This window comes from Bacteroidota bacterium, assembly GCA_016714535.1.
Classification (GTDB): Bacteria; Bacteroidota; Bacteroidia; order AKYH767-A; family OLB10; genus JADKFV01.
Genome location: JADKDR010000014.1, coordinates 1 through 23060, shown reverse-complemented (window position 1 = coordinate 23060; position 23060 = coordinate 1). Strand labels below are relative to the sequence as shown.

16 protein-coding genes are annotated in these 23060 nt (G+C 37.8%); 7 read left to right on the top strand and 9 right to left on the bottom strand.

What is annotated here, in order from left to right:
- Positions 1–129: 129 nt before the first annotated feature.
- Together IPO27_16420 and IPO27_16415 are read left to right on the top strand one after the other, a co-directional pair.
- Entirely contained in the window at positions 130–1230 is a 1101-nt protein-coding gene (locus tag IPO27_16420; protein ID MBK8848024.1) for an SBBP repeat-containing protein, read from the top strand.
- A complete protein-coding gene (locus IPO27_16415; GenBank protein ID MBK8848023.1) occupies positions 1152–2789 on the top strand; it encodes a T9SS type A sorting domain-containing protein in 1638 nt (545 codons plus the stop codon). The genes IPO27_16420 and IPO27_16415 overlap by 79 nt, the downstream gene beginning before the upstream one ends.
- A 105-nt stretch (positions 2790–2894) precedes the next feature.
- Here the strand turns inward: IPO27_16415 and IPO27_16410 are convergent, their stop codons facing one another.
- The 4 genes from IPO27_16410 to IPO27_16395 all read right to left on the bottom strand — a co-directional run bounded on the left by IPO27_16410 (position 2895) and on the right by IPO27_16395 (position 6065).
- Positions 2895–3332, bottom strand: coding sequence for a transposase (locus IPO27_16410; protein ID MBK8848022.1), 438 nt, complete (start codon positions 3330–3332; stop codon positions 2895–2897).
- Positions 3333–3340: 8 nt separating this feature from the next.
- Positions 3341–4087 (bottom strand): transposase, encoded by a 747-nt coding sequence (locus IPO27_16405; GenBank protein MBK8848021.1) that lies wholly within the window; start codon positions 4085–4087, stop codon positions 3341–3343.
- Between the two features lie 669 nt (positions 4088–4756).
- A complete protein-coding gene (locus IPO27_16400; GenBank protein ID MBK8848020.1) occupies positions 4757–5440 on the bottom strand; it encodes a hypothetical protein in 684 nt (227 codons plus the stop codon).
- A 37-nt stretch (positions 5441–5477) separates the two neighbouring features.
- Positions 5478–6065, bottom strand: a complete 588-nt coding sequence (locus IPO27_16395; protein MBK8848019.1) for a hypothetical protein — start codon at positions 6063–6065, stop codon at positions 5478–5480.
- A 304-nt stretch (positions 6066–6369) separates the two neighbouring features.
- On the opposite strand from IPO27_16395, the gene IPO27_16390 reads away from it, so the two are divergent.
- From IPO27_16390 to IPO27_16370, 5 genes are all read left to right on the top strand, one after another.
- Positions 6370–9219 (top strand): fibronectin type III domain-containing protein, encoded by a 2850-nt coding sequence (locus IPO27_16390; protein ID MBK8848018.1) that lies wholly within the window; start codon positions 6370–6372, stop codon positions 9217–9219.
- Between the two features lie 510 nt (positions 9220–9729).
- Entirely contained in the window at positions 9730–11283 is a 1554-nt protein-coding gene (locus IPO27_16385) for a T9SS type A sorting domain-containing protein (GenBank protein ID MBK8848017.1), read from the top strand.
- 270 nt (positions 11284–11553) lie between these two features.
- The gene (locus tag IPO27_16380) at positions 11554–14106 is read left to right on the top strand and encodes a S8 family serine peptidase (protein ID MBK8848016.1); all 2553 of its coding nucleotides are present in this window, start codon (positions 11554–11556) and stop codon (positions 14104–14106) included.
- 80 nt (positions 14107–14186) lie between these two features.
- Positions 14187–15299: a tetratricopeptide repeat protein gene (locus IPO27_16375; GenBank protein MBK8848015.1), complete on the top strand. Its 1113-nt coding sequence runs from the start codon at positions 14187–14189 to the stop codon at positions 15297–15299.
- Positions 15286–17055 (top strand): CHAT domain-containing protein, encoded by a 1770-nt coding sequence (locus tag IPO27_16370; protein MBK8848014.1) that lies wholly within the window; start codon positions 15286–15288, stop codon positions 17053–17055. The genes IPO27_16375 and IPO27_16370 overlap by 14 nt, the downstream gene beginning before the upstream one ends.
- Positions 17056–17136: 81 nt before the next feature.
- On the opposite strand, the gene IPO27_16365 is transcribed toward IPO27_16370, so the two are convergent.
- The 5 genes from IPO27_16365 to IPO27_16345 all read right to left on the bottom strand — a co-directional run.
- A complete protein-coding gene (locus IPO27_16365) occupies positions 17137–17628 on the bottom strand; it encodes a transposase (GenBank protein ID MBK8848013.1) in 492 nt (163 codons plus the stop codon).
- Between the two features lie 9 nt (positions 17629–17637).
- Positions 17638–18207, bottom strand: a complete 570-nt coding sequence (locus IPO27_16360) for a transposase (protein ID MBK8848012.1) — start codon at positions 18205–18207, stop codon at positions 17638–17640.
- On the bottom strand, positions 18135–18452 hold the full coding sequence (locus IPO27_16355) for a hypothetical protein (protein MBK8848011.1): 318 nt from the start codon (positions 18450–18452) through the stop codon (positions 18135–18137). The genes IPO27_16360 and IPO27_16355 overlap by 73 nt, the downstream gene beginning before the upstream one ends.
- Positions 18453–18788: 336 nt before the next feature.
- Positions 18789–20753: a tail fiber domain-containing protein gene (locus IPO27_16350; GenBank protein MBK8848010.1), complete on the bottom strand. Its 1965-nt coding sequence runs from the start codon at positions 20751–20753 to the stop codon at positions 18789–18791.
- 575 nt (positions 20754–21328) lie between these two features.
- Positions 21329–23060, bottom strand: a 1732-nt coding sequence (locus IPO27_16345) for a tail fiber domain-containing protein (protein ID MBK8848009.1), incomplete at its 5' end; no start/stop codon positions are given.

The following is a 23060-nucleotide window of genomic DNA, read 5'->3' as shown; positions in this document are numbered from 1 at the left end:
GTACGATTACATAATGAATCGCTAAATATTATCCCTTGATTTTAATATTCGCTAACAACAGGCGAAAAAAAATTACTGATTAAGAACTTTTATATTTTTACTGTTTCTAATCCAATAAACATTTCATTTATGAAAAAACAAATAGCAAGTCTGGTTTCTCTATGTTTAATATTTTGTTCAAGTATAAATGCACAAACCTATTTGTATGCCAAAAAAGGAGGTGCTGCAGGGTATGATGCCGGCACGGCCATGGTTAGCGATGGCAATAACAACGTATACATAACAGGTTATTTTGTTGACAGCATTCGCTTTGGCAGCATGAAAGTTACGGGCCTCGGGCTACAAGATATATTTGTAGTAAAGCTTGATCCCGAAGGAAACCCCCTTTGGCTTAAGCGATTTGGAGGTAACAAGACCGACCAGGCGCAGGCTATGGCTATAGACCATACGGGCAACCTGTATATTACTGGATTTTCATCCAGCGACACCGCATATTTTGATACCGTGAAAGTACCCTGCGTATCAAGACAAATAATTGTTGCCAAACTAAATAGTAACGGTAATTGTATATGGAGTAAACAAGCAGGCGCTACCAACTACAGTGAAGATATCGGAAACAGTGTTGGTGTAGATACAATGGGCAATGTTTTTATAACCGGAAACTTTAGAGGTACTGCAAATTTTGGCAATGGCAATACAGTAGCTAGTGTATTAAATCCTGGTTTCGGCTCGCCAAGTGTTGATGCCTTTACTGCAAAATATAATAGCATTGGTTTGTGCGAATGGGTAAAAACCGGAGGTAGTTATCAGGATGAATATGGCAATGGGATAGCAGTTGACAAGGCCGGCAAAGCCTATGTGGTAGGTTTGTTCATGAATAATGCTGTATTTAGTGGTGTCACCATTTCGGCACCAGCCGGACTACCCGATGGGTTTATTGCCGTGTATAATACGACCGGCACGCTGGAACAACTTAAAAAAATTACCAGTAACAATTACGAAGCTTGCTACGGAATAACGCTTGATGGACAAGGAAATTTTTGCATAACCGGTATTGCTGATGGCACTACCGCATTTGACTCCATACAGGTGCCAAACAATGGTAGCTACGATATGTTTGTTGCCAAATATACTACTAGCGGCACCGTTCGTTGGGTGCGCACCACACAGGCAGTCAGTGGGAAGAAGGCAGACAAGTGCGTTGCGATGCTGCAGGCAATGTGTATGTAGCCGGAGGTTTTTATGCGTTTGGTACTGCGCCATTTCCGCCATACCCATTTGCAGGTGTGGGCTCTTATGATCCTTTTGTTGCCAAGTACAACAGGCATGGCGAGTTTCAATGGGCGCAATGGGGTGGTAGCCCGCAGCAAGATTATGCACTGGGGCTGGCAACAACCGATTCTGGCAAAGTTTATTTTACAGGAAGTTATGCAGATAACCTTACCCTTGGCAATACCTACTTACCAAATGTTACCGGACCTGGTGGTTGGACCGATATGTACTATGCTGAGATTCGCACCGATATTACAACAGGTAATCCAAATGCAGTTAGCTATTGCGCAGGTGCAAGTTTTTCATTACCCTTTATTGCACATCAATCTTTTAAATCAAACAATGTATTTACAGCACAGCTTAGTGATGCGACAGGAAGATTTGCCAGCGCAATAAATATTGGAACATTAAACTCAACAACTTCGGGGAGCATTAATTGCACACTACATACTAATGTGGCGTATGGCATAGGGTACCGGCTGCGTGTTATTGCCAGCGATACCGTTTCGTTTGGTAATGATAATGGCACCGACATTACCATTAACACAGCGCCTGTTGTTTCATTAACTGCAAACGACAATGCCATTTGCACCGGTGATAGTGCAACACTTACTACACCGCACAACAATGGAAATACCTATAAATGGTATTTTAACAATGCACTGATTAATGGTGCTGTTACAAATGTGTTCTATGCCAAGCAAACTGGAAATTATAAAGTACGAGTTACCAATGCAGGAGGCTGCTCGGTGGTATCTCCCAATAAATTAATAACGGTTAATAATTATCCATCAGCAGTTATAACTGCTACGGGGCCGCTCACCTATTGTTCAACCGATAGTGTTATACTCTCAGCACCAAGCGGTGTGGGCTATACCTATCAATGGCGAAAGGGAACAGTTGCGATTTCAAATGCTACCAACATTAAGTTTAAGCCGACTACATCTGGAACGTATAGGGTGTTAGTTACAAATGCTGTCGGCTGCAGCACGCTCAGCAATTCAAAAAAGCTGACCATACGGAAACCTGTTGCGCAAATAACTGCTGACTCCACTTCTTTTTGCATGGGCGATAGTCTTGACCTAAGGGCGTTAGTAAATAACAGCTACATCTATCAGTGGATAAAGGGACTGAATAATATTGCCAATGCTACACTGCCAACTTATTTTGCAAAAACTACTGGCACCTATAAAGTTCAAGTTACTGACACTAACGGTTGCAGCCTTACCAGCAATAAAATTACCATCTATGCTGTGAGTTGCCGTAAGGCAGAAAGTTTTATTGGCCAACAAGCTATGCATGTATTTCCTGTGCCTGCGCAGCAGTATTTTGAAATTAAAACTAGCAACAGCGAAAAGGTACTGGCAGCTATACTTACCTCAGCAGCAGGGCAGGTGGTGGAACAATGGCAATACCAAACCAAAATAAAATGCGAACATATTCCATCTGGTATGTATACTCTTACTGTTGTTACAGAGAGTGCGGTGTATAAAAAATCACTCGTAATTATACATTAACTGTCATTATTGTCCGACTAAAATAGACAATAAAATCTATCTGGCCTAATCAGGCTCTATGTTTGAGTTAAAAAATTTGATATTCTAAAATAGGGGGTAGTAAACCTATTTGGCAAAGAGATTGGGAGGCGCATTAGCTTTTTGCCAAGTCATGTAGGTGTCTTTTATAAAATCAAACAGACTTACATAACTCATAAGATGTAGCCTAATAAGAGTGATGACATTAGCAAAAGATTTTTTTGTTTCTGATTTCTTTCTAATCACCACCATCAGAAGCTGAGCGATGAGTACCATATAGACTTGCATCTTCACAGCGTTCTCGCTTTCACCCCAAAAATATCGGATCGGAAAGTTCTGTTTGATTTGCCTAAACAGAAGTTCAATCATCCAACGGTATTTGTAAATAGTCGCTATTTCAGTGGCTTTGAGCTTCATGTTATTCGTAATGAAAACATACTGTTTCCTGTCTTCTGCCTTGAAAATAATTCGCCCCAACTTTACTCTATACTCCTTATTGTTCTCTTTGTACCCTACCGCTACCAATTGTTCTTTTAGGATACCCTTAGGGTTTTTCTTCTTCGTTTATCTTGTAATACTTTGGTTACATGGAATTTTGCATTCGTTTTCATTCGTGTAACAAACCATATATGCTCAGTTGTCCATTTGTCAAACTGTTTGTAATGATTGTAGGCTTTATCAAAAACTAGAAAACTATTCTTAGGAGGAGTAAAATGATAAAGAAACTTTCGGTCATGTACTTTAGCGGCTGTAATATGCACGTAGTCTACGATGCCGCTAAAGGCATCCATCATCGAATGCCCCTTGATGCCTCCCTTCTTTCGTGAACCATTCGTTGGATTTCGCCCTACGCCACACAGTATATCACTGAAGAGTCTAATGGTAGTGCTATCTATGATCTTTAAATTCCGAATACTCAAACCCTTCAATCGGCTGTCCGAGATAAAACTTTGATAACGTCCAACAAGATTAAAATACAAGTCCTCGAAAATTAGATAACTTCTATTTCTGTTTGCATCTGATAGTGTACTTCGAGCTGGTGCCGTGTCCAATCGCAGGTGTGTTAGTTTGCCTTCACAGCCCATAAGGCCCTCACAGAGCTCTCTTAGGCCATTACAGTAACTGAACACTCCGTAGAATAAGCATGCCAAATGTTTGCGTACAGGAAGCCGTTTATAATACCGGTCACTCTTGTGCTTTCTGCGCAAGGTTGATAAATCTGAAGAATCTATTATCTGAGATAGTATCGGCTGTCCGACAAATTTTCTATTTTCGCCCATGACTATGTTTTTGTGTTGTACTCTAACATAATCAAATAAAGGATAGCTGAAATATGCTATCCTTTATTTATTTTAGTCGGACAATAGTGATAAATAATTATTTAACGAGCAATAATTTCAAGATAATCGAAAATAAATTGGCTAATAGAAGATATAATAATTGTTGTTTACATTAAAACGTATATACTCACTGTTACACACACCCCCGCCACGTCCCGCAAACCCCATAGCAAAAACTTTTCCACGCCACTTGCGAAAACTACCAAAGGTTCAGTGCATTATGTCGTTTAATATTTTAGCACTTTTGTTATGCAACCTCTTCATTTCTTGGTTATACCCTAAACTAATTTTTCCGTTTTGTAGCAATTTATTCCTTAATGCTAAATCCAGTTTTTTTAAGTTGATTATTTCTCTTGCTATCCTTTTATAGTCCATTTTAAAATGTCATTATTTTTTTTACAGCATATTCTTAAAATAGGCCCTGCATTAAGTTTCTCGATTACAAAAGGACAAGAATGATAAAAAATATTGTACGAATATATGTGGTCACAAAATTTTTGCAGTTTCAAATTTCATCAGTTTTCAATATTGCATATACCACTCAAAGCGGCTGAGGCAATATGTGAACTATAAAAAATGATGTGCATTTAATATCCATTCCTCATAAGATTAATTATCATCACCCAATGCATGTAAAATCTTTACTGCTTCATCAGCTTTCTTCCAGCCAGTATATTGTGCGGTTGATTTTAAATCAATTTTAGCTGCGGCAAAATCATTATTTTTAGTGTGTGCCAATGCGCGCAACCATACTGCATCTTTTTGAAAAGCACCATTGTTGAAATTTGCCACCGGTGTAAAAATTAAGATTGCTGATTTATATTCATGTTGCTCTAAGTGGATAATGCCTTTATAAAAATAAATATTCATAATGGCATTAGAATCTGTGTTAGAAGTTTTTAAAAGGGCGGCATCAAGTTGCCTTGTTGCCACCTCCCATTGTGCATTGTTTATGGAATTTTGAATATCTGATAATTGTTGCGATGATCCCGAACTCCTATAACTTGAATTATAATCTGCAACCAAGGTTGATAATGAATTATCGGCCAGTTGTTGTGGGTCAGGCAAAGTAATATTTACGTAGATGAAAAATGATGCAGCAGCAATTAATATAACTGCAGCAGCCATCCACCATTTGGCTGATTGGTTTCTAAAATCATGCTTAATCACTTTTGTTTCTCGGTGAATACCATTTTGGCGCAACATGGCCTCAACCTTTTCGGTTTCTATTAATTCAAATGCTTTATAAAGGTGGCGCTCTTCGCGCTTTCCATCAGGGAATTGTGTTTCCATGTGTTTCTTATTTTAAATAATCAGCTTAATAAACTTTTTAACTTTTTCTGCACTCTGCAACCTTTGTTTTGACAGATGATTCATTGATAAATTTTTCTTCCCCTCGTTGAAACCTGCTGTCGGCTATTGTTCTTAAGGCTAGTCCTAAATAGTAATGACCGTTTAATAATTCAAAACAGTCATTTCCTAAATTTAACAATGCACGTTTAAGGTTTTGAACCATTTCCATATCCAGGTTTTGAGAATCTGTATCATCAATTAAATCGTGTTCGTGACTTTCTATCGGAACGTGATCATATTTATTTTCCTTTTTACTCTGTCTCAAATAATTATTACGCGCATCAATAGTGAAGAGTGCTACCATGTTGCCGTATTTTATTTTTCCTGCCATCAGGTTCTTCCTGAATTTAATAAGCGTTTCCAGCGTTATGTCATAAGCAACATCATCATAAGCACCCAGCTTTCGAACTAAAAAAGACCGGCATTTTTCAAAATGCGTTTTGAAAATAATTTCAAACAACAATTCATTTCCACTAAGCAACTCTTTCAGGTGTTCATTAAACTCATCAGGAGTTAAACCAAAATTCTGCCCTTTGTTAGGTGTCTGTTCTGTAACAGCATTCATAATGCATATTATTAAATAAAGTAAGCCAAAGGTTCAAAATTTATTTTACTCGTTAATAATATCAATAGAAGTATACTTCAGACCTACTACTAACTATAATACATGGAAGCCAATAAAGTAAGCACTAAAAAATAAAAATAATTAAACTTATATTTTAAAACATTGATAAACAGGGCTTTAATAAGAAATAAATAAATAATTTTTCCTAGGAGGCTTACTTTAAAGCAATTCTTGAATTATATGTTCAGTTGGTAATAAGCCAATACAAACAATTCAATTTTAAATAATTTAAAAATCGAAAAAAATGAAAAAAGTAACAAGTTTCTTCGCATCATCAATTCGCACTGTATTACTATTTACAGTTATCGCATGCCTGTCAGTCTTAAACACTGCATCGGCACAATGTTCACAGCCATCAAACCTTAATGCCAACAATTTAACACCTGCAAGTGTTGAGTTAAGTTGGTCTGCAAGTTCGGGAGCTAACAACTATCGTTTGCAATACAGAGCCAACGGTGCTACTACATGGACTAATGTAACAGGTATTCAAGGTACTTCTTACACCGTTACCGGTTTAAATCAAAGCACTGTTTACCGTTGGAGAGTAAAAGCAAATTGTTCTTCTTATTCCAGCATAGCAGTTTTCAATTCAGGTGGCGGAGGCAATAATACCGCTTGCTCACAGCCTTCTAACTTAAATGCTACCATTACCTCTAATACGAGTGCAGATTTAAGTTGGTCAGCAAGTCCCGGTGCATTCAGTTACACAGTGCAGTACAGAGTTCAGGGCGTAGGAGCTTTCACCACTATATCTTTGGTTCAGGGCCTTAGCGTTTCTGTAACAGGATTACAACAAGGCGCGACTTATGAGTTCAAGGTAAAATCAAGCTGCTCAGTTTATTCAAGTATCGCATTATTTACAGCAGGCTCAACCAGTGGAGGCGGAGGAACAACTTGTTCAGCACCATCCAATACCAATACCATTTCGGTAACAGCTACATCAGCTATGGTAGAGTGGGAAGCAGTAAATTTAGCAGCTGATTATCTTGTTGAATACCGCTTAGAAAATGCATTAACTTACACTACTGTAGGTACATTTACAACAGCATTTGCAACTATTAGCGGTTTAATGCCAGGTCAGCAATATGTGTGGAGAGTAAAAGCAAATTGTTCGCCTAACGGTTCAGATGTTCAGTTTACAACGCCTGCAAATAAATTGGCACAATGCTCACAGCCATCAAATCTTAATGCCAACAATTTAACACCTACAAGCGTTGAGTTAAGCTGGTCTGCCAGTTCAGGAGCTAACAACTATCGTTTGCAATACAGAGCCAACGGTACTACTACATGGACTAATGTAACAGGTATTCAAGGTACTTCTTACACCGTTACCGGTTTAAATCAAAGCACTGTTTACCGTTGGAGAGTAAAAGCAAATTGTTCTTCTTATTCCAGCATAGCAGTTTTCAATTCAGGTGGTGGTGGCAACAATACCGCTTGCTCACAGCCATCAAATTTAAATGCAGTTAGCACTTCAAATACGAGTGCAGATTTAAGTTGGTCAGCAAGTCCCGGTGCATTCAGTTACACAGTGCAGTACAGAGTTCAGGGCGTAGGAGCTTTCACCACTATATCTTTGGTTCAGGGCCTTAGCGTTTCTGTAACAGGATTACAACAAGGTGCGACTTATGAGTTCAAGGTAAAATCAAGCTGCTCAGTTTATTCAAGTATCGCATTATTTACAGCAGGCTCAAACAGTGGTGGCGGAGGAACAACTTGTTCAGCACCATCCAATACCAATACCATTTCGGTAACAGCTACTTCAGCTATGGTAGAGTGGGAAGCAGTAAATGTAGCAGCTGATTATCTTGTTGAATACCGCTTAGAAAATGCATTAACTTACACTACTGTAGGTACTTTTACAACAGCATTTGCAACTATTAGCGGTTTAATGCCAGGTCAGCAATATGTGTGGAGAGTAAAAGCAAATTGTTCGCCTAACGGTTCAGATGTTCAGTTTACAACGCCATCAAATAAAATTGCACAATGCTCACAGCCATCAAATCTTAATGCCAACAATTTAACACCAACTAGCGTTGAGTTAAGCTGGTCTGCAAGTTCGGGAGCTAATAATTATCGTTTGCAGTACAGAGCTAATGGCACTACCACCTGGACTAATGTAACAGGTATATCAGGCACTTCTTACACCGTTACCGGTTTAAATCAAAGCACTGTTTACCGTTGGAGAGTAAAAGCAAATTGTTCTTCTTATTCCAGCATAGCAGTTTTCAATTCAGGTGGTGGTGGCAACAATACCGCTTGCTCACAGCCATCAAATTTAAATGCAGTTAGCACTTCAAATACGAGTGCAGATTTAAGTTGGTCAGCAAGTCCTGGTGCATTCAGTTACACAGTGCAGTACAGAGTTCAGGGCGTAGGAGCTTTTACAACTATATCTTTGGTTCAGGGCCTTAGCGTTTCTGTAACAGGATTACAACAAGGCGCGACTTATGAGTTCAAGGTAAAATCAAGCTGCTCAGTTTATTCAAGTATCGCATTATTTACAGCAGGCTCAAACAGTGGTGGCGGAGGAACAACTTGTTCAGCACCATCCAATACCAATACCATTTCGGTAACAGCTACTTCAGCTATGGTAGAGTGGGAAGCAGTTAATGTTGCAGCTAATTATTTAGTTGAATACCGTTTAGAGAATGCATTAACTTACACTACTGTAGGTACTTTTACAACAGCATTTGCAACTATTAACGGCTTAACACCTGGTCAGCAATATGTTTGGAGAGTAAAAGCAAATTGTTCGCCTTATGGTTCAGATGTTCAGTTTACAACGCCTGCAAATAAAAAGGCAAATGATAATGCTGCTTTGGCGAATAAACTTGGCGCTGCTGATCAAAGTTCAATTAAGTTTACAGCTACTCCAAATCCTGCAAACAATGGATTTATTGAAATTAACACCGACAAATCTACAGGCATCATCAATATAAAAGATATAACTGGAAAAACCATATTAGAAAAAGTGTTTTCGTTGCAATCCAATAGAATTGATGTAACCTCATTAAAAAATGGCATTTACTTTATTTACTTATCGTATGCAAATGAAGTTAGTGCTGTTCAAAAAATTGCAATCGCTAACTAATCTTTTGTATAGCATCCGCTTGTTTAATAAAACACCAAATTACCGGAAGTCATTTCCGGTAATTTGGTGTTTTTGTTTTATAAGAAAATCGATGATTATTTGGCTGGATACATAGTGCTGACCATGGAAGAAACCTAATTCAATAACAACCCCTTGATCAAACAAAAAGTGTGAATTATGCGATTCAATATTTAGATTATATAACACATTCACCTTTCACAAAAACGTTCTTGCGTGTGTTTATTTGAAGTCTTCTACAAATTTTTCCTATCCGGTAATTTAAAAAATAAAGCCTATTAGGTTTAATGTGTCAATTAATAATTTGTCATTATTAGATTATGGAAATTAATTCATTGATAAACAATATTTTAACCATAAAATGAAAATCTATTTTTCAAATGATCCTTACCAAATAACAAATTCATGATTATAAAGATGACGTCAACAATATTCGAATACAAAATTTATAATTCAATTAATGTTTCAAACAATTAAAAAATTCAAAGCAAAATGAAAAAAATGATCTATTCGCTGGCACTTATGCTAAGCATTCAAATTGGTACACAGGCACAGCCAAACGTACAGTGGCAAAAAAACTATGGTGGTAACAATGCAGAACGTGCTACTGCAACAAAACAAACATCGGATGGCGGTTACATCGTTGCCGGTTACACATTATCTGACAATGGTGATGTGGTGGGTCACAAAAACGGTGAAGATTATTGGGTGTTAAAACTCAACAATTCAGGAAACGTAGTGTGGAAGAAGATTTATGGTGGTAATAATGATGATCGTTGTTATGATGTACAGCAAACATCAGATGGTGGTTACATTCTTGCAGGTACTTCAAATTCTACAGATGGAAACATCTCTAATAACAAAGGTGGATTTGATATGTGGATTGTTAAGTTAAATGCAAGTGGAAACATTACCTGGAAAAAAAATCTTGGCGGCTCAGATGATGATGCAGCCTATTCAATTGACGAGTTAGCAGGCGGAGGCTATGTGGTAGCCGGTGAGTCAAAATCCGAAACGGGCGACCTTGATAATAACAAAGGGGGCTATGATTTCTGGATCGTTAAACTTACAGCAACCGGTAACCTGGTATGGGAAATGAACTATGGTGGTTCATCAGATGAAAGCGCTAAAAGCGTTCAGCAGTGTTCGGATGGCAGTTTTATTGTAGCCGGTGAAACTACTTCGAATGACTACGATGTATCAAACAACAAAGGTGCTTATGATTTTTGGGTGCTTCGCCTAAGACCTAACGGAACCATTCGCTGGAAAAATACTTACGGTGGCACTTCGCAAGACAATGCCTATTCTGTTACACAAATTGCAAACGGTAATTTCATTGTAGTAGGTGAAACAGAATCCAACAATGGAAATGTGCCCAACAACAGCGGTGGTGATGATTTCTTAGTGATGAATTTAAAAGGCAGTGGTGCTATCCTTTGGTCAAAAACGTTTGGTGGCGAATCGCATGAGAATGCTCGCTTTGTAAGAGAAACAACTGATGGTGCTGTAGTGGTTGCAGGAAAAACAGAATCCAACTCCGGTGATGTTACGAATCCAAAAGGCGGACATGATTTCTGGGTAATAAAAGTTACAAAATCATCCGGCAATCTGGAGTGGCAAAAAACCCTTGGCGGATTTGATAACGATTTCGCTTATGGAATTGATGTTACTGCTGATGGCGCGCAAGTGGTGGTTGGTGCTTCTGAATCGGATGATGGCGATTTGAATAACAACAAAGGCAATGCAGATTTCTGGATTGTAAAACTTGGTGTATCCGGTCAACGTGTGCTTGCCGCTGAGGCAGCAACATCAAGAGAAATGATTGTTTATCCAAATCCTGCTTCAACCTTTGTAAATGTAGCTGCTGATGGATTAAATATTGAGCAAATCAATGTGGTATCTATAGAAGGCAAAATGGTTTCAACGGTAATGCCAAATGCAGCCAGTTATCAGTTAGACGTTTCTAATTTACCTAAGGGTGCTTACTTCTTAAAATTAACATTAGAAGACGGAATGGAAAAATTTGCAAGACTAATGGTGGATTAAATTTTTGAATATTCTGAAAAGGCTGTTTCAAATTAATTTTGAAACAGCCTTTTTCTTATCAAAATCAGAATCTGTTATGGCTCAAAACTGAATTTAGTCGAATGAAATGTGAGAAATATAATCCGAACTTAAATTTATATCTCCAACATAATATCATTTTTGAAAATCGTAACCAGAGCAAACTTTTTTATCGGTTCGGTGTTTCTTTGTTTTACAATAATATTCAATTTAACTAATTTCGCTTCAAACAAATTTCAATAGATTCGCACTATGAAAACAAAATTATATACCCTGACATTTATTCTTTTTCAAATAGTAATTGGCTTTAAAACATTACAGGCCCAATCCGGCTTTTTGGAATATGCCGACAGCACTCAAATTTTATTGGTGTTTGATGATGAGCAGGATACCGCTGCTATCAATGAATTAAAACATGAGTTGCAGGCAATTGAGTTGGCAACCACACCATTCACACGAATTCACCTCTGGCAAATTCCGCTTGATACCATTGCTGCATATGGAGGCGTTTCTGGAATTTTGAATCATGCCATTGGTAAACCGCGCATTAAAGGCGGTTCTATGAATTATTCAGCTCCATTATTGTTAAATATAGATGACAATGATGATGATCCTGGTGTTCCGCAGGCACCATTGTGTTACAACGATTCCTTGTTTGATTGTGCAGCGGGAACAACAGCTGTAAATATGGCTTTTATGGATACCGGTTTCGATGGCGAACCAACAGGAACGCGTGCAGTTTGGTTGCCCAATCATCCGATTTTTATAAACCGGCCTTTTCAAAATGCAGGGGAGTCTGGCAAATCCTTAAATATCGATAACGATAAAAACGGTTTTACAGATGATGTTAGGGGTTGGGATTTTCATAACAATGATAATATGCCTTTAGATGATAACGGCCACGGTTCGCATACTGCAGGATTGGCTGCATTAAAACAAAGTGCCAACAATGACATGAAGCGTAATAAAATTATGATGTTGAAAACACATAATCAAGAGGGCGTAGGTTCAATTTGGCAAGTGGTGCAGGCAATTGATTATGCATTACGCTCCGATATCAAAATTGTAAATATGAGTTTTGCTTATTTGTCTCCGGTTAATGCAAATGGTAAGCCCACCATTGTTGAATACATGATGGATTTTGGTAAAACCTATAAAGGGACGCTATTTATAGCAGCAGCAGGTAACGACTCTATCAATATTGACCTACCAATAATTTTAAATAATGGTATGGCAGTGAAATACTGTCCTGCTGCACTGCCCAATCCTAATTTAATAGTGGTAGCAGCAGGCACCTGCGAAAATGAGCTTGCATCCTTTTCTAATCATGGCTCCGTAAATGTTGACATAGCAGCACCGGGAATTGAAATATACAGCGCATTGCTTGATGGAACTTACGGATATTTAACCGGTACTTCTATGGCCGCGCCTCACGTCACTGCAGCCGCTGCATTAGCAGCATCTAAGGATAGTGTATTTAACTGGAAGAAAATAAAATATGATTTGTTGAACAGAAGCACACCTTCAGTTGATCTTGTAAATTATGTTTCATCAGGACGGATGCTTACTTTTTGTGATAATTATTTGCCGTCTGCCAATCCACTTATGGTGATTGCTAAAGCTAACAAAGTTTTATGTGTTGGCAGCACTGTTACTTTAAACGCCAATGCAACAGGTGGCCAGGCTCCTTATACATTTTCATGGAGCAATGGCAGTCTTGGTCAACTTATTACCGCTTCGGTTGCCGGAGTATATACAGTAACTGTTACTGATGGTGCAGGCAACACGGCATCAGAAACATTAAACCTATTTAGTGCATCAGCGCCTCTTGCTCAAACCGCATTGCAACCGGTAAGTTGCAGTGATGATTGTACCACTCTTGGAATAACAAATGCGGTTGCAGGTGCAAGTTATTTATGGAATAACGGTTTAAAAACGACATCAGTTTATGTGTGTCCAAATGTTTCAAATACGTATTCAGTAATTACTACCACACCAAATGGATGTAGCAGTACTACTCAAATAACATTGGCAAGTTTAATTATCGAAGTAGTACCACTAAAAGATACTGCCATTTGCCCATGTACAGCTACACCGTTAAACGCCATTGCACAAGGTGGAATAGGCCCATTAAATTACTTGTGGTCGCCCGGCAATGCCACAACACCCGAAATTACGGTAACACTAAACAATGGCAGTGTGGCGTATTCGGTTTCGGTTTCGGATAGCCGAGGATGCACTGCATCAACATCTGCCATGATTTCAACATCATGTTACACTCCCACTCCAATCTCAACAACATTTAATCCTCAAAACCAAACAACCACTTTTAATTGGCTAAGAGGACCTTGTAATATTAACAGGTTGCAATTAAGATGGCGTTGCAATTCATTATCACCATGGACTACGATTACCATAAATGATACTTCTTTAAACTCAATTACACGCGTGCTTCCAACATCATGCACACCGCAATGGCAAATTAGAAACAGGTGCTGTAATAATGTTTATTCAGCTTGGAAATCGCCAACTGCTTCACGCTTACTTTCGGATGGATTAAAAAAACCGGAATTAAAAAATGCTATTACGTTATTTCCAAATCCTGCAGGTGATTTTATTCACTTAAATTTAGAAGGGAATTCAGAGGAAAACAAAATCTATATTTATAATTCGCAGGGTAAATTTATCATGCATCACGAATTTGATACAGTCCTAAAAACAACCACTATTGATATAAGTAGTTTATCGCCCGGATTGTATTTTTTAAGATTTGATGATGCTGTCAAAACCTTTTCTAAACAATAATAGCAATTCTAAAAATGGGATAAATTGTGTTATAAATATTGAGAGAATTGACTTAACTTGCAGCAATTAATTGTAACAAGGTGAAGGTTTTCAAAGCAGATATTTGTGCTATTTCGTTTTTATTGATTGTCATTTCTGATCAGGGTACTGGCCAAAAAAATCATCAAGAAACAAAAACTGTTTCTGCAGATGCAGCGCTATGTCGAACAGAAATTGAGCGGATTATTGATAAAGCGATGGCATTTGGCGACCAACGGGGCATTGCGTTAATCACTAATTCAATTAATAATTATAATACCTGCTTATCACCTAATGATAGTTCGATAGGTAACTTGTATCATAAAGCAGGTGTGCTTTACTACATTAATAACTCTTACAGCGATGCTATACTTTGGTTTAACAAGGCGCTGCCGATCAGAGAAAAAAACGCAGGGAATTCATTAGAACCACTTCTGAATACTTTAAATGGTCTTGCACAATCGCATTTGCAATTATTTCATTACGATACTGCCGAACAATTAATCGAGCGTCAACTTGTATTGATTGAAGAAGGCACGAACACCTATGATGAAACAAAAGCAGATTTATATCTTGCTGATGCACAATTGGCATTTGTGATTGAGGACTATACAAGATGCATTGAAAAATTAATCATTGCATCAGGTCTTTATGAAAGTGTAAACACAAACACCTATAATCACGGTGTGGTACTTAACATGTTAGGCGCAACATCAGACCTTTTAGATCAACCTGCTAAAGCCATTTCATATTACCAGCGTGCAATTCAAGTTTTTGATTTGAATCAGGAGTTGTACTTTAAAGCACTTGCCTTCCACAATATGGGCATGGCTTATGCCAAGCTAAACAGCACAGATTCAGCAATTGGGTATCTGAACAAATCGCTTACTATTCATATTGGTAACAGCGATACCATAGAAATGGCGCGGCATTATATAGAGATGGCAAAAATTGAAGAATCCAAAAATCAATTTGAAAAAGCGAAACAGTTAGCGGAGACAAGCCTTACAATGCGTGAAAAAATGTTGCCTGAATGGCATGACGATGTAATTGAATCGCAACTTGTATTGGGTGGAATTTTTATAAAAGAAGCGAAACAGAACAAGCTCAAACAAAAGAAGCTTAATGCTTCGGCCATGGCATTGTTTGATAATGCACTTTTTGGCTGCCCTTAAATCACCGCGTAGTGAAAGAGCTATAGAACCACTTGCAAATAAGGCAATGTTGTATGCAAATCAAGGTAAAGAAGATTTAGAAATGGCAATCAAGGCGCATAGTTTATTTCAACAAACCGATTCAATGATTCAACTTTCACGATTGTATTACAGACATCAGGAATCCAAAATTGAGTTTACCCGAAAAATACGCAACACCTATGAGTTAGCCATTAATAATGCTTTGCGGATATACCACGTTACTCAGCATAAAGAATACTTTGAAGATGCTCTTACTTTTTGTGAAAAAAGCAAAGCTACTGCCATAAGAGATAAATTTCACAAACAAGCTGTACAGGCATTTGCCGGCATTCCCGATTCGATGTTGGAAAAAGAGCTTCAGCTGAATCTACAATTGGGAGCTGCAACACAAGCACTGCTTTCTATAAATGATAATTCAGATACACTTTATTACGCAACTTTAAAAACACTTGAAGATGTAAAACATAAAATGGAGGAGTTTGACGAAAGCCTTGAAGAAGATTTTCCACGTTATTACAATTGGCTAAAAGAACCTGAAAAAAAGGCTTCATTAATCGATATTCAGAAAGCACTTAAGCCCGGCAGTATTCTTATTGAGTATTTTTTAGGGAGTGAACAGATTTATGTTTTTGGTGTATCAGATAAGCAGTATCAGAATTGGGTTTTTGCTAATAACGAAACAGTGGATGCTACTTTAAATAATTATAAAACAAATATTGAAGCGGGTTCAAATTTTAAATCTTCTGCTTTTTGCGAAAGTGCTTTCAAAGCTTATCAACTTTTACTGGAACAACCACTTAATTACTTTACAGAAAAAAATGAAGTCAGCAATCTTAAAATTGTACCTGATGGCATTATTGGAAACATTCCATTTGATGCTTTAATGACTCGCGCATGTCAAAACATTAATGCTGATGCGCCTTACCTGGTAAAAAAATACAGCCATAGTTTTTTGTATAGTAACCGTTTGCTGCTTGATAAAACTGTGAAAAGGCAATGGTTCGGAAACAAAGCCTGTGCCATTTTCGGCATCAACTATTTGAGCAACAAACAGCTTTATGGCGATTCGGTTTACAGTAGTTTACCGTTTATTGAAGAAGAAGTATTGAGTGTGCAACAATTGAATGGCGGAGATTTATACTTTAATGATGCTGCAACCGTAACTCATTTAGAAAAAAAATTAAGCGACTCAGATATTTTGCATATTGCTGTGCATGGATCTTTTAACGAGGATAATCCCGGTGCTTCCGGATTGGTTTTTTCAAAACAAAACGTGAGCGATAAACGCAACAATACATTATCACTTGCAGCTATTTATGGCTTGCATACAAGTGCCCAATTTATTTATCTCTCAGCTTGTTTTAGTGGCAAGGGTATGCTTGCTGCCAGCGAAGGTGTTATGAGTTTATCACGTGCATTTACTTATGCAGGTGCCAAAAGCCAGGTGATTACTTTATGGGAAGTTTCCGATCGTGCCTCGGCCATCATTGCCAAAAGTTTTTACGAACATTTAAAAAATGGCAAAACAAAAGATGATGCCCTTAGGCTTGCCAAACTCAAATACATTGATGAGTCCTCTACAGCTATCGGACAAAACCCATTCTTTTGGGCAGGTTCAGTAGTGGTTGGTAATGCCGACCCGCTTTATGCCAATCCTATAATTACTTGGTTGGTTGGAGCAATTTTTCTACTGATTTTTGTTGCTCTTTGGTATTGGAGAAACAAATCAAATTGAAACAAACCTATACGACTGTCTGGGTTACACAAACAATTTTTTAAAACAAGAAAGTCTTTAACCGCAAATAGACATTTGGATTTACGTGACCAGTGATATTGGGAATGAGCAGATGTCCACTTTGGCAAAAATTCCATCCATCCATTTTCGTTTTTTTATAGGAACAGCCAATTTTAATATTCTACTATTTCCTTTTTTTGTCATCCAAGCTCCAACTGCATAGCAGTTGAGTCTTAATGTCTGTATGCGCTGATGATTAGGCTTTTCGGAGCTAACCTGTCTGAACAAACTTATAATATTGTAAGCTAAATTTACCATACGCAATGCTGCTTCTGTTGCAAAAAAATCTTTCATATTAAAACCTTCTAATGCAAAATCATCTTTAAGTTCTTTAATCCTATTTTCGCAATCGCCCCTTCCTTTGTATTGCTCCCAAATTTGTGTTGCAGGTAGCGTTTGATTTGTATAAAAAGTATGATACCGATATTGCTCATAATATTCCTTATCATCAAACAGCTTTAGTTTTTTACCTGTTGCTTTGGGCCTTAAATCAAAGCTTTGTCTTATAACAATAACCCTGCGTTATGTTTCCCATTTTGATGCCTTATACCTTGTTTCGCTAATCCAAATTCCTAATCCGATAGCTGTCCAGGTTTTTTGTTGCTTAATCTTATCTTGTAATGGATAATGCATTCTCCCCGCTATCACGTATTGTATTTGTTCTTGCTCTAAATGTCTAAAAATTAAATCGCTTGCAAAACCAGAATCGGCACGTAGCAAACCAATTGTTTTGTTTTTGAGTATTGATAATGTTTCGTTTAAAAACTCATTACACTGATGTGCGCTTGAGGTATCGCCACTTCTAAGCCAACTGTTTACAACCATGCGCTCGTTGCCTAAAAAAGCAAATAATGGATGATGGGCGGCTCTACCTCTTTTGGTTGGATTATAGCCTTTATGATTACCTTCTTGAAAATCACCATACCGAGTAATAACGGTAGAATCCAAGTCTAATACGTAACTATCAAACTGCAATTGATTAAAAAACCATTCTTGCAAAACTGGAAGCACCTCATTATTTATGCCTTGACTAAACTTTTGAAAAAATCGCTTGTAGGTTGTATCACTTGGTATTTGTTTCCATCCAAATATTTTTTTAGCGTATCATCTAATCGTAGAATATGTGTTTGTGAAAATTTGTAACAGCCTAACCATACTGACAATAGGAAACTTTCAATGACTTCCTGATTCTCAAACCTGTTATTGCTCTTGCTTTCGGGAATGGGTAGATTTTGCAAAACACTTTTTAAACCAATTTTATCATTGAATTTTTTCATTAACGAAAAACCTCCCCATGCACTTACTTTATCATCAGAATATTCAATTTTATAACACATATTATTTGTAAGTTTTGGTTACAAGGTCAAAATCCTTAGGTGTATTGTCAATAAAGAATATGCAAAGTTTTTAACATGTGGATTGTCTATTTGCGGTTAAATACGCTTTAAAAAAGCAAAAAAAATCCCACTCTTGCGAGCGGGATTTTTTTGGATTAGGAATGAGTTATATTCGTAGTTCATTAGGTAGTAGTTCGATAAAGTTTTTGTACAAATTCCGTTCACCAAACCAATTTCTTTAATCAATGAGTGACAGAGATGCTTCGTTTCTCAGCATTTCAATTCCGTTGCCATAACAACTTTCTAAACTATCACAACTATCACAACTTTCCAAACTTATCGAGTAACCACCATCAACTTAGTATCAACACTCTTGCCATTAACTATAAGTGTATACGTATAAGTGCCTTGTGCTAGTTGGTTGGCATTTATTGTTATTTGTCCTTTGCCGGTATTACTAAGCATAACTGTTTTCAATTCATCTCCATTTAAGCCGCGTATTATTATCGAGGCGCTCTTTACATCGCTCAACAATTGGTAAGAAATTACTGTAGATTGATTAAATGGATTTGGCTGGTTTTGGAATAATGCATCTTGCTCCGTTGCAATCTTTATTTCTTTGTTACCGGATAATGGAGAAGATAACACATTTAAAGAAATTTTCATTTCATTAATTTGTAATTGCAAATCAGCATTCATTCTTTTTAGCTCTTCATTTTGTTTCGATAATTCTTGCACCGATTTTACCAAAGGCACTACAAACTCCGCATACCGTAATCCATACAAATCGTTGCTGTTGCTTGATGCATCTACTCCACTAAAATTGTAACTGATTTCGTGTGCAGCTTTTGCAACATCCTGGGCTATAAAACCTGAATAAACAATTTGTTGTTTCAATTCACGTGCATCAATTTCTGCTTGTGTAGTTTTTATTGGTAATCCTTTTTCATCCAAATTAGCTTGCATTTCCAAAATATTATCTATCGCATCTAAATCGAGATTGTAGGTTAATGGTTGAAGTTTATTAATAAATTCTAAACCAGGTACATTTTGTTTAATATTCTTTTTAATTCTTCCGTCACTCACATTAGTCCAGTTCACATAGCCACCAATACTCGTAATGCTGGCATTGCCAACACGAACTTTATTACTGCCTGCAACATAAGCGCCATTTCCTATAGCTGTAGAATTGGTAATTGCCACACCCGACACATCGGCATTGTAACCCAATGCAGTATTGTTGGCACCTGTAGTAATTGTATGAAGTGTGTGATATCCAATTGCAGTATTACCACTTCCGGTGTTACATTGATTCAATGCCCAGGCCCCAATACCAGTGTTATGATTACTTTGACAATTGCTGAGAGCATAAATGCCATTGGCAGTGTTGTATTCACTGGCGCTTCCATACACCAATGTCCAAAAACCCGTAGCAGTATTACCACTTCCTGCTATATTATTGGCCAAAGCAGTTGAACCAACAGCGGTATTGCCGCTACCTCCTGTATTTGAAAACAAAGCTGTAGCGCCCATTGCTGTATTATTATCGCTTAAATTTGCTTCTAAGGCCCTGGCCCCAACAGCTGTATTATACTGTGTGCCTGCACAATTAGCAAGTGCGCTGCTACCTATAGCTGTATTATATACGCCTCCGCCATTTAATGCAAGTGTATTGAAACCAAATGCTGTATTGTCCCATCCGGTACTATTGCCTTCTAACGCATGAAATCCTGTACTGGTATTGGTAGAATCATTGCCGGCACCACGACCTACTGTTATTCCATTAACAAGGGCATCACCTGCAACATCCAATTTTGCAGCAGGTGCAGTTGTTCCAATACCCACAAAGCCGGTGTTGGTATTTATCATAAGATCAGGTGAGAAATGATACTGCCCGCCAAAACCTATATTACCTGCTGGCATATTATATCCCCCGTTGGTAAGGTAGGTGCTTATTCCGCCATATTTTAGGTTAATAGTAGCCTTGTTAGAGCCTGTAAGTCCTTCAAACGTAGCCAAAACAGCGGTTGTGTTTGTTGTTATATGCAATGGTGTAACAGGCGCTATAATTCCAATACCTACATTACCCGCAGATGTAACTGTTAAGCGAGTTACGTTTTTGGTTTTAATTTGCAAACTTTTACTATCGGTAGTGCCGATAAAATTAGTGCCGGGAGTAGTGCCTGCATTACCTGTAAGCGACCATTGCGCTTGTGCTTGCATTGCAACTACTGTAGCTACAACTGCTAAAATCATTATTGTTTTTCTTCCCGGATTGTGGGATTTTACTTCGTTCAACATTTTTTAAAATTTTTTAAGTGTTATTAATTATTTTATTTAGAAGCCTTTTTTACGCACCAATACCCATATGGCAAAACTTTCTCAAATGCAATCTCTTATTATCGCAACTAAAATTTCGATTTGATTAAATTATTGATCTCAATAAAATATACAACTGCGGCTTATTATTTTTGGTGCATTAATGAGCGAAGGATGCAACTTTTTTTAAAGAAATTAAAATTTTACTATTAGGTGTCACAAATATTTAAAACGAAAATCGATTCCACAATCCCTAATTATAGGGATGCTTTTTTTGTTGTAGTTTGAAAAATAATGATACCGTTTTTTATTTCAAAACAGATTTAAAAGCACTGCACAAAAAAAATCCCACTCTTGCGAGTGGGAAGTTTTTGGATTAGGAATGAGTTATATTCGTAGTTCATTAGGTAGTAGTTCGATAAAGTTTTTGTACAAATTCCGTTCACCAAACCAATTTCTTTAATCAATGAGTGACAGAGATGCTTCGTTTCTCAGCATTTCAATTCCGTTGCCATAACAACTTTCTAAACTATCACAACTATCACAACTTTCCAAACTTATCGAGTAACCACCATCAACTTAGTATCAACACTCTTGCCATTAACTATAAGTGTATACGTATAAGTGCCTTGTGCAAGTTCGTTAGCATTAATAGTTACCTGACCTTTGCCGGTATTGCTTAAAGATACAGACTTCAGCTCTTCTCCATTTAAGCCGCGTATTACTATAGAAGCATTTTTAGCATCGCTCAGCAATTGATACGAAATAACTGTAGTTTGATTGAATGGATTTGGTTGGTTTTGGAAAAGATAGTTTTCAGTTTTGAGTTCGGAGTTTTGAGTTTTTGATTCGTTGTTGGCACAAAGCGATTCAACACATTGTTTCATATCATTAAGTTCAGCATGCATTGCTGCATTTTCATTTTGTAATTCTGCAATCTTTGCATCTTTAACTTCGTTTTGTGCGCCCAATTCTTTAATAGCATTTACCTGCGCTATTATTATTGAATGGATATTCAGATTCAGATAGCCATCAGCATCAGTACCAACAGCTTCAGGAAATACTTTCTGAACATCCTGTGCTGTAAAACCAACTGCCTGTGTATTTAACACTTCGTTTTCAAATTTACGTTCGCCTACATTTTTATAGTGATAAGCAATTGGATTCAACTGCATTATTTCTTTTAAGCCTTTTGAGTAAGCACCATCAATGTTTTTCAATCGTGCATCAGAAACAATTGTCCATGTGTTGGTTAAAGGTTTGCGACCCTGATCTAAGCTCAATTCAAACTGACCACCTGGTCCTGTTGTTCCAATACCTACTCTGCCAGATGAGGTTATTCGCATTCTCTCTACATCAGCACCAGAAGAAAAACTGGTTGATCCATCATTACCAGCAATGCCACGATGAAAACGAATGAAGGAGCCATCGACTGAAGCACCATTATCACCGTAAGCCAAACCCAGTCTAGTCATGATATCGCCAGGATTATTGGTTGTTGCTCCTTTAGTTGCTACTAAGTGAAAATTAGCATCTCCAATTCCATTTGCCAACTCTGAAACCTGACTATTGAGTGTATTGTCTGCACTTCTAACTACCAATGGGCGATCAGGTGTAGTTGTTCCAAAACCCACATTACCTGCAGTGTCAATTAACATGCGATGTAAACCTTTGCTGTTTTGATACAGTGAAAAGTCTTTAGAAACTCCACTACCAAAATAATCTTGCAAAAGACTCCAGTCACCAACTGCTACGTTAACCCTAGCGCTGCCCGGTACCGGGAGGACATTTACTGCCGGGATATTTGCAGGTGTTGAGACAACGGTTAATCGACTTGTTGGTGCAGTTGTTCCCATACCCACGTTACCATTTCCTTTTACAGTCATAACAGAAACTGTGTCAGAAGCGCTAAGGTCTAATACGGTACCTTGGCTTCCTTGTATCTTAACAGTAACTCCGTTTGAAGCAATACCTGTTCCGGCATTATAGAAGCCTGCGGCATATCCAAACCCATCAGTTGAACCCCATCCAAAAGCAGAAGAGCTTAATCCGTAGCCATCTGTACCATAAATATTAGTGGTAGAGTTTGATAATTGTGCAAAAGGGGTAGTTGTTCCAATACCAACACTTGTTGGAGTAATAGCAAGAGTAACCGGAGCACCTCCACCACCGGAGGCAAATAGAAAATTATTAGCACCACTGTTAGTGCGGAAAACTGCATCGCCAGCAACACTGCCAGTTACAAAACTGCCAGGCCCATCAGCAATGCCCAACGAAAGTTCGGCTGTA

Coding starts and splice junctions, on each gene's coding strand:
- IPO27_16395 (MBK8848019.1), bottom strand. CDS start 6,065: ATGAATGCTGTTACAGAACAGACACCTAACAAAGGGCAGAATTTTGGT.
- IPO27_16385 (MBK8848017.1), top strand. CDS start 9,730: ATGAAAAAAATGATCTATTCGCTGGCACTTATGCTAAGCATTCAAATT.
- IPO27_16400 (MBK8848020.1), bottom strand. CDS start 5,440: ATGGAAACACAATTCCCTGATGGAAAGCGCGAAGAGCGCCACCTTTAT.
- IPO27_16405 (MBK8848021.1), bottom strand. CDS start 4,087: ATGGGCGAAAATAGAAAATTTGTCGGACAGCCGATACTATCTCAGATA.
- IPO27_16420 (MBK8848024.1), top strand. CDS start 130: ATGAAAAAACAAATAGCAAGTCTGGTTTCTCTATGTTTAATATTTTGT.
- IPO27_16380 (MBK8848016.1), top strand. CDS start 11,554: ATGAAAACAAAATTATATACCCTGACATTTATTCTTTTTCAAATAGTA.
- IPO27_16355 (MBK8848011.1), bottom strand. CDS start 18,452: ATGTGTTATAAAATTGAATATTCTGATGATAAAGTAAGTGCATGGGGA.
- IPO27_16350 (MBK8848010.1), bottom strand. CDS start 20,753: ATGTTGAACGAAGTAAAATCCCACAATCCGGGAAGAAAAACAATAATG.
- IPO27_16390 (MBK8848018.1), top strand. CDS start 6,370: ATGAAAAAAGTAACAAGTTTCTTCGCATCATCAATTCGCACTGTATTA.